The organism is Janthinobacterium sp. TB1-E2, assembly GCF_036885605.1.
In the GTDB taxonomy this organism is placed as follows: domain Bacteria; phylum Pseudomonadota; class Gammaproteobacteria; order Burkholderiales; family Burkholderiaceae_D; genus Janthinobacterium; species Janthinobacterium aestuarii.
Genome location: NZ_CP142523.1, coordinates 3,973,059 through 3,986,460 on the forward strand (window position 1 = coordinate 3,973,059; position 13,402 = coordinate 3,986,460).

Below are 13,402 nucleotides of genomic sequence, written 5' to 3' on the forward strand. Positions count from 1 at the left end.
GAAGAGACATGATCAATACCGCAGCCCTGTTCAGCACCGCCTTTTTACCCGGCCAGGCCGGCTTCGATACCGACGCAATCACGGGCCTGGCCGAGTGGCGGCTGGACGTACCTACGCTGTTCAAGCTGCTCGTCGGCGCCGGCACGCAAGCTGTCGCCTGGCCCATCTACGGCGATGGCGAAGACTGCCCCTGCGTACTGGCCGCGCCAATGGCGCAGGCGCAGGCCAGCTGGCAAGCGTTGTCCGCCCTGATGGACAGGCCACGCGACGCGGCCGCCATCGTCGCGCGCGGCGCCATCAGCGCCCTGCTGGCGGGCGGCCAGCCGTGGCTGATCCTCGATGGCGTGCAGCTGATCGCGCACGATATCGGCACGCCGGACTACACCGTCGCGCTCGACGCCCTGCGCGCCGAAGCGCAAATGCTGCACTCCGCCCTGCTGCGCGGCGACCGGGACGCGCTGGCGCCGTTGCTGACCATCGGCGCCGCATCGCCGGCCAGCGGCTACTGGTCGGCCACTGCCAGCGCGCAGCTGGCCGATGTCGAGGAACTGGGCGCGGACGAACTGCCGTTCCTGCAAGGCCTGGAAGTGGTGGGCTGGGAAGAAGACGCGCTGTGCTATGAAGTGAGCACCGCCGGCGAACCGGACGTCACCGGCCTGGTCACGCCGTATGGCCGCTGGATCGTGCCGCTGTCGCAGCGCTATGTGGACCTGGGCGTTTATTATGCGGACGATGGCTGGATCACCTTTGCCACGGCGGACGCGCCCGACGCGCACGGCGTCATGGACTTGAATGGCACGCTGGTGCTGCCGCCCGCCCCCGGTGCCCTGTACGTGATCAGCCCCCACCTGCTGCAGAGAATCGATCCGGACGGCGCCAGCCGCCTGCTGCGCCTGCCCGACGGCGCGCTGCTCATCGACAGGGTGGATAACATATGCCTGCGCGAAGATGGCTTGATCGACATCAAGCGCCAGACAGACCAGGCTGACGATGACAACAAACGCAATGTGTATGGCGTGGTCGACAAGATGGGCAAGGTCGTGGTGCCGCCAGCCTACAGCTCCGTGCAGGATTTCGGCACGAAGAAAAAGATCGCCATCGTCAGCCAGCGCATCGACGGGCGCTTCCTGTTTGGCCTGGCGAATAACCAGGGCGAGCTGCTGGCGCCGTGCCAGTACGAAGCCATCGATTGCGCCACCACCTCGTCGCCACCGAAGCTGCGCAAGAACCGGATCTTCGCCATCGATGCGCAAGGCCTCGCCTGCATGCTGACCCTCGATGGAAAACCGGCTTTCACGCCGCTGTACCCACCGGCCCACCATCTGCGCGGCGTAGCCGTGCAAAGCGACTTTTTATATGTGGTGAAAGATGGCATGGCCTGGAGCATGGATTTCACGGGCCAGCTGCTGGAACAGTTCGACACCGTGGAGAACTTCAAGGCCAACATCACGGCGCAGCTCAGCGAAGCCATGGGACTGGGCAAAAAGAAACCGGCCAAGCGCCGCAGCTTCACGCCGGCGCAAATCCTGGCCAAGGCCGACCGCGGGCAATTGCGCAGCATGGCCGCCCTGCTCTTACAAGGCGATGCGGACCTGGCCGCGCGCTGCGTGGACATCACGCTGGAAGCGCTAGCGGAGGACGACCCGGAAGAGGAATACGAAGGCGACTCGCCCGAAGCGGCCTGCTTTTTCCTGCTGTGGTCGACAGCCGCCGATACGCTGGGCCACGGCACCACCCTGGACTGGAAATCGGTCGAACAGATCGCCCTCATCGGCCAGCATATCGGCCTGCCCGCGCTGCGGGACTTCCGCTGGGCGGACCAGCAAGACGGCGACGCCATGGCCGAGGGACTGGCCGCCATTGCCGCCCACCTGGCGCCGCACCAGCTGCGCCTGGTGAACATGCACGGCGGTGAGGATACGTATTATCTGGGCTTGGTGCGGGCGCAAGATGCGGAAGCGTTCAAGGCAGTGGCGCTGCAGGCGGCCTTGCGGCCGGTCCTGCTATGAGGGATTGCCGGCCCGTCGTCTTTATTTGGCGGAACGATCAAATATCGCCTTGTCAAAACGCAGGGTAATGACTTCGGTGTCGTCCGGTTTGCCTGGCTTGCGGCCGTCTTCACCCGGGTAGTTCGTGTCGATTGCCACGACCAGCGTCTGGGCGTCGAGTACTTCGACGCTCTCCACCGAGTCGAAAGGCATGCTGAACTTACCCACGGGCATATTGCTCACCTGCCCGCCTATGCCTTTGGGGTCGGAGATGTTCAGCAAGTCCACCAACAGCGTTTTCTTGAGCGCGCCGTCAGCGTCTTTTTCTTTCAAGTCCACCAGGTACAGGCGCTTGATCACGGCCTTGGCGCCCCAGAAGCCATCGCGTTCGATCAGCACGAACTTGCTGCCGCCGACATTGGTCATGTCGCCGATCACGACGCCATTGTCCTTGACCGCACCATCCTTGCGGTACACGAGGTTCTTGCCCGTGTAGCGCATGGTGCCGGGGTCGAACTCGAAGATGTTCAGGTAGCGCTCATCGGCTGCGACGGGCCGCAGCGACGGGTCGCTTGGCGCCGCTTCCGGCACCGCGTAGAGCAGGCTGCGGTCGGCGTTGTAGGCCAGGCTTTCGAAGCCGCGGCTGCCTGACAAGGTGATGCTGGCGCCCTTGCCCAGCACTTCCGGGTTGGCCGGGCTGCGCAGGAAAGGATGGGGAACCGGGTCGCCCATCAGCGTACCGTTTTTGTCGAAGTGCAGGATATAGGGGCCGAATTCCTCGCCTACGAAGTAAGTACCGTCGGCAGCGCGCGCGAGCGACTCGATGTCGAAATCAAAACCGGTCAGCAAGCGGCCAGCGCGAATGCGCGCATCCACGGCGATACCGCTGTCGGCAAAGACCAGGCCGCCGGTGGTGTTGCTGGGGTAGTTGACGTAGTCGGCCGTGATTTTCAGATCGACGCCCTTGCCATCGTTTAAGAAACCCTTGGCGTCGTTGAAGGCCAGGAAGCTGTTGAGCTTGATGCTGCCAGGCGTCTTGCTGGCGTCAGCGGCCGTGCGGAAGTTGATGCTGGCGTTATACAGGCCGAGCACGAAATCGGCCGAATTGCCCTTGGCGCCATAGCCATTGTCGGCCATGGCAGTCCAGCTGCCGTCGTCATTCCTGAGCAGCGCGGAAAAGCCGGGAATCGGCACGCCACTGGCAAACGGCGGGGTGACGCCCAGCACTGCGGCTGTGAACTGTCCCGTAACCGGCCCTGGCCAGCGCGCCGTGTCAGGCAACGCTGCCCAGCCGGCAAGCTGGTGCGGCAGGCCTTCCCCGTCCTTGGGCGCAGCCTCAGGAGCGGCAGAGGAACTGCCGCCGCAGGCAGCGAGCACGCCGCTGACCACCACGATGGCCAGGCCGCGGCACACATTCAAACCGCTCAAATGACAACGCATATTTGCTTCCTCAACAAGATGAATGAAGAGGAAAGCTTACCGGCCTTCGGTGACCAGTTTATGACATGCTCGCCCTATCGTGCGGGGCATAGGCCGGCAAGGAAGCACGCGGCCGGGGCCCGTCACGCGCAGCGCACCTCCCCAAAATGCTGCGCCAGACTCAAGCCCAAGCCCTGCTCCACGGCGTTTTCCACCTGCGCCGCCAGCGCGGCCGCTTCTTCGGCCGCCTTGATGTCGCGTTCATTCGTGGAACCGGCCGGATAGCCGGAGTTCACGCGCATGCCGCCGAAGACGAATAAACGATAGACATCGGCCAGGCTGATGCGGTTGACGTTGCCCAGCAAGACCCAGTGGTCGGAACTGTCGGCCACGCGCTTGCCCCACTGCACGCGCACGGCGCCATCCACGTTGACTCGTCCCACCCAGCCCTGCTGCACCATCTTGTCGAGCAGGGTTTCCATTTCTTCGAAACCCAGGCGCGTGCTGCGGCGGATCTCGGCCGCGCCCACCAGGGCCGAATCGGCGCAGTGGCAAGCCTGGTGCAGCACTTTCAGGATGGCGACGGCGTCGACGAACTCGCTGCCCGGCGCCGCTTCGTACCACCAGCGTTCATATTTTACGACGGGCAAGGCGGCCACCAGCAAGGCGCCCACCAGGGTAATCATCCAGCTCAGGTATATCCACACGAGGAACAGCGGCAAGGCGGCCAGCGCGCCGTAGATGCGCGAATACGTGGGGAATTCCTGGATGAATTCGCCGAAGCCGCGCTTGGCCACCTCGAACGCCAGCGCGGCCAGCAAGCCGCCCCAGGCCGCGTCGCGCCAGTCCACGTCGCGGTTCGGCACGGCGATGTACAGCAGGGTAAACGCCAGCATGGTCAGGCCGATCGACACCAGCGTATAAAACACGGCGCCGATGAAAGGCACGGCGCCCACCACGCCGCTGGTGGCCATGAAGAGGCGCGAGGTCACCGTCAGCGACACGCCCACCAGCAGCGGCCCCAGGGTGACGATGGCCCAGTAAACCAGTAGACGTTTGGTCCAGCGGCGCTCCTGGCGCACGCGCCAGATCCGGTTGAAGACGCGCTCGATCAAGCCCATCATGCCCACCGACGTGACGATCAGGGCGCCCGCGCCGATGGCCGACAGGCGCGTGGCCTTCGAGGCGAACGTGGTCAGATAATCGAGGATGGTGTTCGATATCCCCTTGGGCATCACGCTTTGCACGAAATAATCTTCCAGCGCGTGGCGGAAGGTATTAAACAGGGGGAAGGTGGTGAAGATCGCCAGGGCCAGTGTGAGCAGCGGCACCAGCGCGAACACGGTGGCGAACGTCAGGCTGCCGGCCACTTGCGGCAGGCTTTCCTCGCGCACGCGGCGGCGCGCGAACTGCAGCAGGTCGCGCGTTTCGGACCACGTCAGGCCGCGCACAATGTCGGCACCGATGTGCAGGGTGCGCCACAGGTATTGAAAGAACGGGAATATATATTTTGAAAACATGTGCAAAATCAGAACGGCGCCATGACAGCAGTCGTATCAGGCTGTAAAGCGCCCTATAATACCAATGATGAAGCCAACCAATCTGATTATTCTCGTATTGTTTTATTCACGCCATGGCGCCACGCGCCAGTTGGCCGAGCTGATAGCCCAGGGAGTGGAAAGCGTGCCCGGTTGCGATGCGCGCCTGCGCACCGTGCCCGCCGTCTCGACGGTGGCCGAAGCAACGGCGCCCGAAGTGCCGCCCGATGGCGCGCCCTATGTGGAACTGGAAGACTTGCAGGAATGCGCGGGCCTGGCCCTGGGCTCGCCCACGCGCTTCGGCAACATGGCCGCTGCCATGAAGTACTTCTGGGATGGCACGGCCAGCGACTGGCTGGCCGGCAGCCTGTCCGGCAAGCCCGCCTGCGTATTCACGTCCACGGGCAGCCTGCACGGCGGCCAGGAATCGACCCTGCTGTCGATGATGATCCCCCTCTTCCACCATGGCATGCTGGTCATGGGCCTGCCCTACACGCATCCCGAACTGATGACGACGTCCACGGGCGGCTCGCCGTATGGCGCCACGCACTGGTCGGGCATCGACGGCGACAAGACCCTGAGCGACGATGAAAAGCGATTGGCCATCGCCCTGGGCCGGCGCCTGGCGGAAACCGCCGCGAAACTGGCAGGCGCATGATGCACGGCGTACTGCACAAGTATTTTCACTGGGGCGCCATCGCCAGCCTCGTCACGCTGATCGTCTGGTGCGTGCTGTGGGAAACCGTCGTCGCCCCGCTGCAGCCGGGCGGCTCCTGGGTCGTCCTGAAGGCCGCGCCCCTGCTCATCCCACTGTACGGCGTCATCAAGCGCGACGTCTATACCCTGCAATGGTCGTCGATGGTGATCCTGCTGTACTTCACGGAAGGCGTGGTGCGCGGCTACAGCGACACGAACGCCACCTCGGCCATGATGGCCTGGGGCGAGGCAGCCATCGTCTGCATCTATTTTGTCTGCGCCGTGCTGTATCTGCGCCCCTATAAGAAGGCGGCCAAGCGCATGGCCAAAGAGCTGCTGGAAAAAGTGAATAAAGTGAGCATCAAGAAATGACTGACCAAACAGATTTCCTCGCCGCCTGCCGCGACCTGCTGGGCGACACTTATGTACTCACCAACGACGCCGACACGGCACCCTTCCTCACCGACTGGCGCGACCGGTTTACGGGCAAGGCCCTGGCCGTGCTGCGCCCCGCCACCGTAGAACAGGTGGCCGGCGTGCTGCGCGCCTGCGCGCAATGGCAGGTGCCCGTCGTGCCGCAGGGCGGCAATACGGGCCTGGTGCTGGGCAGCATTCCGGACGCCGCCGGCACGGCCGTCGTGCTGTCGCTGGCGCGCCTGAACAGCATCCGCGCGCTCGATCCCGTCAACCGTACCATCACGGTCGATGCGGGCTGCATTTTGCAAACCATCCAGGAAGCGGCCAGCGCCGCCGGCTGTCTGTTCCCCCTGTCGCTGGCGGCCGAAGGCAGCTGCACCATCGGGGGGAATTTGGCGACGAACGCGGGCGGCACGGCCGTGCTGCGTTACGGGAATACGCGCGAGCTGTGCCTGGGCCTGGAAGTGGTCACGCCGCAGGGCGAGATCTGGAGCGGCTTGCGCGGCCTGCGCAAGGACAATACGGGCTACGATCTGCGCGACCTGTACATCGGCGCGGAAGGTACCCTGGGCGTCATCACGGGCGCCGTCATGAAACTGTACCCGCAGCCGAAAGCCTGCATCACGGCGCTGGCCGCCATGCCTTCGCCCGCCCACGCGCTGCGCCTGCTCTCGCTGATGCAGGACCATTGCGGCGCCAGCCTGACAGGCTTTGAATTGATGTCGCAGTATTGTCTGCAGCTGGTGGCGGAACAGTTCCCGCAACTGCCGCGTCCTTTCGCGGAGCAGCATGGGCAATATGTGCTGCTCGAATTGTCGAGCAGCCAGTCCGAGGCGCACGCCGTGGAATTGCTGGAAACGAGCATCGGCGCGGCCCTGGAGGATGAGTTGATCGAGGACGCCGTCGTCGCCAGTTCCGTGGCGCAGTCCGAGGGGCTATGGCAGCTGCGCGAACACATCCCATTGGCGCAGGCGCAGGCGGGCAAGAACATCAAGCACGATATCTCGCTGCCGATTTCCTGCATCGCCGACTTCATCGCCGTCACGGATGCGGCCCTGGCAACGGCCTTCCCCGGCTGCCAGCTCGTGTGCTTCGGCCACCTGGGCGACGGCAACCTGCACTACAACGTGGCGCCGCCCGCCGGCATGACGGACCTCGACTTCCTGGCCAACCAGGATGCGATCAACCGCATCGTGCACGACCAGGTCCATGGTTTCGGCGGTTCGATTTCGGCCGAACACGGCATCGGCGCGCTGAAGAAGGACGACCTGGCCCGCTACAAGTCGCCGCTGGAACTGCAGCTGATGCGCGCTGTCAAACAGGCGCTGGACCCGCAGAACATCATGAATCCGGGGAAGATATTGTGAAATCGCCGTCCCTCCTGCTATGTGCCATGGTCTTGCTGGCCGGTTCCGCCAGTGCGCAGGACGTCTACAAATGCGTGCAGGATGGCCAGACCAGCTACAGCGCCACGCCCTGCACGGGCGGGCAGCTGCAGATACTGGAAGTTCCCTCGCCGCCGCCCGCCGTCGACAAGGGCGCGGCCACGCGCCAGGAACGGGTGGCCAGCCAGATGGAAGCGGCGCGCAAGCAGCGCGAGAAGCTCGAAGACCAGGCCCGTGAACGGGCCGCAAAACAGCTGGAGGCGCGCGACAAGCATTGCGCGCAGCTGCGCCTGGAGCAGAAATGGGCGGCACAGGACGCCGGCGGCGCGGGCGATAAAACCCGCGACGCGGCGCAATTGAAAGCGCGGCGCGCTGGCGAACGCCTGGCCGTCGAATGCCTGAATTGAGTGCGCAGGTGGAAAGCCCGGCGACGACGCGCCTGCTGTCGCGCTGGCTGCTGCTGGGCGAATGGCGCTTTCACCCCGTGCGCGCCCTCGTCGCCATCCTGGCCATCGCCATCGGCGTGTCGCTGGGCTTTGCCATCCATCTGATCAACGCGGCTGCCTTCAATGAATTTTCCACGGCCGTCAAAAGCCTGTCCGGCCAGGCCGACGTCCAAGTGGCCGGGCGCGAAGCGCTGTTCGATGAAGCCATCTACCCGTGGCTGGCGCAGCGCGACGGCGTGGCCGTGGCCTCGCCCGTGCTGGAACTGCAAGCCGGCGTGGCCGGCAAGAAGGACGGCGGCCCGCTGCACATCCTGGCGCTCGACGTCTTCCGCGCCGGCTTCATCTCGCCCGATCTGATCGGCGCGCCGGCCGAAGGCCAGCCTTTCGACACCTTGGCCGACGACGCCGTCTTTCTGTCGCCGGCCGCCTTGCGCTGGCTCGACGTGGCCGAAGGCGGCCAGGTCGCCCTGCAATCGGGCACGGGCACGGTGTCCCTGCGCGTGGCCGGTTCGCTGCAGCGCGCGCGCGCCGGCCAGCGCATCGCCGTGATGGATGTCGGCGCGGCGCAGTGGCGCTTCAATAAGCTGGGCAAGCTGTCGCGCATCGACTTGAAACTGCGCCAGGGCGTGAACCGCGACGCCTTCCAGGCGGATCTGGCGCGCACACTGGAAGCGCAGTATCCGGGGCGTTTCCAGGTGGGCCAGCCCAACGATGAAAACCAGAATAGCCGCAACAATAACCTGAGCCGCGCCTACCGCGTCAACCTGACGGTGCTGGCCCTCGTCGCCCTGTTTACGGGCGCCTTTTTGGTCTTTTCCACGCAGGCCCTGTCCGTCATCCGCCGCCGCGGCCAATTCGCGCTGCTGCGCGTACTGGGCATGGAGCGGGGCCAGTTGCTGCGCCAGGTGCTGCTGGAAGGCGCCAGCCTCGGCGTCGTCGGTGCGGCTCTCGGCATCGCCGGCGGTTACGCCATGGCCGCCGTGGCCCTGCGCTTCTTCGGCGGCGACCTGGGCGCCGGCTATTTCGCGGGCGTGCAGCCGCAGGTACAGTTCACGCCCGTCGCCGCCTTCGTCTACTTCGCCCTGGGCCTCGGCGTCGCCTTGCTGGGCTGCGCCGCGCCCGCGCTGGAAGCGGCCCGCGCCGCCCCCGCCATTGCACTGAAATCGGGCAGCGAGGAAGTCGTGACGACGCGCCTGGCCAAGACCTGGCCGGCCCTGGCTTGTTTGCTGCTGGCCGGCGCCCTGACGTTCCTGCCGCCCGTGTTCGAGCTGCCCCTGTTCGGCTACCTGTCCATCGCGCTGCTGCTGATCGGCGCCATCGCCCTGATGCCGCAGCTGGCCGCCGTCGTCTTCCGTTTCCTGCAACGCGCCTGGCTGCGCACGGAAACGAGCAAACATGCGCCCGTGCGCAGCCTGACCCTGGCCCGCCTGGCAAACGCCTCGGGCCAGGCCGGCATCGCCCTCGGTGGCGTGCTGTCGAGCTTTAGCCTGATGGTGGCGATGGCCATCATGGTGTCGAGTTTCCGCGTCTCCGTCGACGACTGGCTGCTGCAGATCTTGCCGGCCGACGTGTATGCGCGCACGGCCGCCAGCGGCGGCACGGCAGGCTTGAACCCGCGCGAACAGGCCAGCATCACCGCCTTGCCCGAGGTGGCCAGGGTGGATTTCCAGCGCGTGCGTTCGCTGTCTCTGGCGCCCGACCGGCCGAACGTGGCGCTGCTGGCGCGCCCCATCAATTTGCAAGACCCGGGCAAGAGCATGGTGCTGGTGGGCGACACCCTGCCCGTGCCCAATGGCGCGAAACCCGTGTGGCTATCCGAGGCGGCAGCCGACCTGTACAACGTCAAACCTGGCCAACAGATCGCCCTGCCGCTGGCGGGCGGCTTGCACCAGTTCTTTGTTGCCGGCATCTGGCGCGACTATGCGCGCTCGTCCGGCGCCATCCAGATGCCGCTCGGCGATTACCGCGCCCTGACCGGCGACAATGACGTGAGCGATGCGGCCCTGTGGCTGGCCAAGGACGCCACGGGCGACGCGCTGCAACAGCATCTGAAAGCGCTGCCGTTCGGCGCCAGCCTGGAAGTATCGAACCCGTCGGCCATCCGCGCCCTGAGCCTGCAGATTTTCGACCGCAGCTTCGCCGTCACGTATCTGCTGGAAGCCATCGCCATCGTCATTGGCCTGTTCGGCGTGGCCGCCACGTTTTCCGCACAAACCCTGGCGCGCGCGCGCGAATTCGGCATGCTGCGCCATGTGGGTGTGACACGCGGCCAGATCTTGTCCATCCTGGCGCTCGAAGGCGGCGCGCTGACGGCGCTGGGCATCGCCACCGGTTTTGTCCTGGGCCTGTTGATCAGCTTTGTGCTCGTCTTCATCGTCAATCCGCAATCGTTCCACTGGACCATGCAGCTGCACCTGCCGTGGCCCTTGATCGCCACCGTGGCCGGCGCTCTGCTGACGGCAGCCGCCGCCACGGCGCTGATCGCGGGCCGCCAGGCACTGTCCGCTGGCCCCATCCGCGCCGTCAGGGAGGACTGGTAATGCGCCATACTTTCATCTTGTTGCTTGCGCTGGCCTTGCCTGCGTTGGCCGCGCCACCCGCCTTCGCCCCCGTCACGCCGCTGCCGGCCGGCCAGACCCTGCGCCTGCCGCACGACTTCGGCGCCCATCCCGCCTATAAAACGGAATGGTGGTATGCCACGGGCTGGGTAAAAACCGCCGGCGGCGAGCAGCTGGGCTACCAGGTAACCTTCTTTCGCAGCGCCACGGCCACCGACGCGGACAACCCCAGCGCGTTTGCACCGAAACAGCTGATCATCGGCCATGCGGCCCTGTCCGACCCGAAGGTGGGCAAGCTGCTGCACGACGAGAAAAGCGCGCGCGAGGGCTTCGGCCTGGCCTACGCCAAGGTCGGCGACACGGACGTCAAACTCGACGACTGGCGCATGCGGCGGCAGGCGGACGGCAGCTACCGGGTCAGCCTGGCCGCGCGCGAATTCAACTTGCAGCTGACCCTCGCCCCCACTCAGCCCGTGCTGCTGCAGGGCGAGAACGGCTATTCGCGCAAGGGCGCGCGGCCCGCGCAATCGAGTTACTACTACAGCGAGCCGCAGCTGCGCACGACGGGCACGATCGCGCGCGCGGGCGCCAAGCCGGAAGCCGTGACGGGCACCACCTGGCTCGATCACGAGTGGTCGAGCCAGGTGCTCGATGCGGACGCCAGCGGCTGGAACTGGATAGGCGCCAACCTCGATGACGGCGGCGCCCTGATGGCCTTCCAGATCCGCAGCAAGACAGGTGCTAAACTATGGGCGCACGCGACATGGCGCGATGCCTCCGGTAAGATGACGCAGTTCGCGCCTGGCGACGTCGATTTCACGCCCACGCAGCTGTGGCGCTCGCCCCGCACGCAGGCAGAATACCCGGTCGCCACCGAGATCCGCACTGGCCCCACGCGCTGGCACATCAAGCCGCTGCAGCCGGACCAGGAACTCGATTCGCGCCGCTCGACGGGGGCCGTGTACTGGGAAGGCGCCGTGACGGTGGAGCGCGACGGCCAGCCGGTGGGCCGCGCCTACCTGGAGATGACGGGCTATGTCCAGCCGATGAAGTTATAAGCACTACCGAATATGTAAATCAAAGCGAAAAACAATGACAACCAGCACAGAAACAGGCAGCACCAGTTCAACAACCGCCGCAAGCACCGCACCCACGCCCGACACCGGCACCAGCCGCGAACTGAAAAAAGGCAGCCTGGCCGCCTTCAAGGGCTTGATGCCTTTCCTGACGCCGTACCGCAAGCAGTTCTTCCTGGCCGGTATCGCGCTGGTGGTGGCCGCCGCCTCGACCCTGGCCATTCCTGCCGCTTTCAAGCAGATGATAGACCTCGGTTTCGGCGGCGCGGCCGGTTCAAGCAGCATCCAGCACGTCGACCTGGTCTTCCTCGCCCTGTTCGGCGTGGCGTCCATCCTGGCGCTGGCCACGGCCGCGCGCTTCTATACTGTGTCGTGGCTGGGCGAGCGGGTCACGGCCGACATCCGCAGCGCCGTGTACCGCCACGTGGTCACGCAAAGCCCCGCCTTCTTTGAAACGACGCAGACGGGCGAAGTCCTGTCGCGCATCACCACCGACACGACCCTGATCCAGGCCGTCGTCGGCACCAGCATCTCGATGGCGCTGCGCAATGTGCTGCTGTTCCTCGGCGGCCTGGTGATGCTGTTCGTCACCAGCGCCAAGCTGGCCGGCATCATCATCGGCCTGCTGATCCTCGTCGTCGTGCCCATCATCGTCTTTGGCCGCCGTGTGCGCAAGCTGTCGCGCGACTCGCAGGACCGCATCGCCGACGCGTCGGCCATGGCCGGCGAAATCCTCAACGCCATGCCCACCGTGCAGGCATTCACGCACGAGAAAATCGAATCGAAGCGCTTCGGCGACTCCGTCGAAGGCGCTTTCATGACGGCCATGCGCCGCATCCGCGCCCGCGCCCTGCTCACCATGATCGCCATCCTGCTCGTCTTCGGCACCATCGTGTTCGTGCTGTGGCTGGGCGCGCGCGCCGTGCTGGAAGGCTCGATGACGGGCGGAGACCTGGGCCAGTTCATCCTGTACGCCTCCATCGTGGCCGGCGCCATCGGCGCCCTGTCCGAGGTGATGGGCGAAGCCCAGCGCGCGGCCGGCGCCACCGAGCGCCTGCTGGAACTGATGGCCGTCAAATCGGAAATCGAATCCCCGGCCACGCCGCTGCCGCTGCCCGCGCGCGCCGCCACCGGCGCCGCGCTGTCGCTCGACGACGTGATGTTCTCGTACCCGTCGCGTCCCGATACCCACGCGCTCGACCACGTCAGCCTCGACATCCGCGCTGGCGAAACGGTGGCCGTCGTCGGCCCGTCCGGCGCCGGCAAGACCACGCTGTTCCAGCTGTTCCTGCGCTTCTATGATCCGCAAAGCGGCAGCATCCGCCTCGATGGCGTCGATATCAAGCAGCTGGACCTGCACACCCTGCGCGACGCCATCGGCATCGTGCCGCAGGATACCGTGATCTTCTCGGCCGACGCCATGGAAAACATCCGCTATGGCCGCGCCGGCGCCAGCGACGCGGAAGTGATCGCGGCCGCGAAAATGGCGGCCGCCCACGAATTCATCGAGCGCCTGCCGAACGGCTACAAATCGTTCCTCGGCGAACGGGGCGTGCGCCTGTCCGGCGGCCAGCGCCAGCGCATCGCCATCGCTCGCGCCCTGCTGAAAAACCCGCCGCTGCTGCTGCTCGATGAAGCGACGAGCGCGCTGGACGCGGAATCGGAACGCCTGGTGCAAAAGGCGCTGGAAGCGGCGATGGTGGGACGCACCACGGTCATCATCGCGCACCGCCTGGCCACCGTCCAGCGGGCCGACCGCATCATCGTCATGGAAGACGGCAAGATCGTCGAGACAGGCACGCACGCGTCACTGGTCGCATTGGGTGGCATCTATGCGAATCTGGCGGCCCTGCAATTCCATCACGTACAACTCAATTAA

At 65.7% G+C, this 13,402-nt stretch carries 10 protein-coding genes; 8 read left to right on the top strand and 2 right to left on the bottom strand.

Going from position 1 to position 13,402, the window contains the following annotated elements; genetic code table 11:
- Window positions 1-8: 8 nt before the first annotated feature.
- Window positions 9-2,009: a WG repeat-containing protein gene (locus OPV09_RS17880; RefSeq protein WP_338678985.1), complete on the top strand. Its 2,001-nt coding sequence runs from the start codon at window positions 9-11 to the stop codon at window positions 2,007-2,009.
- A gap of 21 nt (window positions 2,010-2,030) precedes the next feature.
- Here the strand turns inward: OPV09_RS17880 and OPV09_RS17885 are convergent, their stop codons facing one another.
- Both OPV09_RS17885 and OPV09_RS17890 read right to left on the bottom strand, forming a co-directional pair.
- Window positions 2,031-3,428 carry an esterase-like activity of phytase family protein gene (locus OPV09_RS17885; protein WP_338678986.1) on the bottom strand — a complete coding sequence of 466 codons (1,398 nt, stop codon included), beginning with the start codon at window positions 3,426-3,428 and terminating at the stop codon, window positions 2,031-2,033.
- A gap of 122 nt (window positions 3,429-3,550) precedes the next feature.
- The gene (locus OPV09_RS17890) at window positions 3,551-4,927 is read right to left on the bottom strand and encodes a YihY family inner membrane protein (protein ID WP_338678987.1); all 1,377 of its coding nucleotides are present in this window, start codon (window positions 4,925-4,927) and stop codon (window positions 3,551-3,553) included.
- A gap of 67 nt (window positions 4,928-4,994) precedes the next feature.
- On the opposite strand from OPV09_RS17890, the gene wrbA reads away from it, so the two are divergent.
- The 7 genes from wrbA to OPV09_RS17925 are packed head-to-tail and all read left to right on the top strand — an operon-like array spanning window position 4,995 to window position 13,402.
- Window positions 4,995-5,603: an NAD(P)H:quinone oxidoreductase gene (gene wrbA / locus OPV09_RS17895; RefSeq protein ID WP_338682310.1), complete on the top strand. Its 609-nt coding sequence runs from the start codon at window positions 4,995-4,997 to the stop codon at window positions 5,601-5,603.
- Complete coding sequence (locus tag OPV09_RS17900; RefSeq protein WP_425324057.1) at window positions 5,603-6,013, top strand: DUF2069 domain-containing protein; 411 nt, start codon at window positions 5,603-5,605, stop codon at window positions 6,011-6,013. The genes wrbA and OPV09_RS17900 overlap by 1 nt, the downstream gene beginning before the upstream one ends.
- Window positions 6,010-7,425 (top strand): FAD-binding oxidoreductase, encoded by a 1,416-nt coding sequence (locus OPV09_RS17905; protein WP_338678989.1) that lies wholly within the window; start codon window positions 6,010-6,012, stop codon window positions 7,423-7,425. Before OPV09_RS17900 ends, OPV09_RS17905 begins: the two co-directional genes overlap by 4 nt.
- Window positions 7,422-7,850, top strand: a complete 429-nt coding sequence (locus OPV09_RS17910) for a DUF4124 domain-containing protein (RefSeq protein ID WP_338678990.1) — start codon at window positions 7,422-7,424, stop codon at window positions 7,848-7,850. Before OPV09_RS17905 ends, OPV09_RS17910 begins: the two co-directional genes overlap by 4 nt.
- Window positions 7,838-10,429: an FtsX-like permease family protein gene (locus tag OPV09_RS17915; protein WP_338678991.1), complete on the top strand. Its 2,592-nt coding sequence runs from the start codon at window positions 7,838-7,840 to the stop codon at window positions 10,427-10,429. Before OPV09_RS17910 ends, OPV09_RS17915 begins: the two co-directional genes overlap by 13 nt.
- Complete coding sequence (locus OPV09_RS17920; protein WP_338678992.1) at window positions 10,429-11,505, top strand: carotenoid 1,2-hydratase; 1,077 nt, start codon at window positions 10,429-10,431, stop codon at window positions 11,503-11,505. The genes OPV09_RS17915 and OPV09_RS17920 overlap by 1 nt, the downstream gene beginning before the upstream one ends.
- Window positions 11,506-11,539: 34 nt before the next feature.
- A complete protein-coding gene (locus tag OPV09_RS17925) occupies window positions 11,540-13,402 on the top strand; it encodes an ABC transporter transmembrane domain-containing protein (RefSeq protein WP_219328886.1) in 1,863 nt (620 codons plus the stop codon).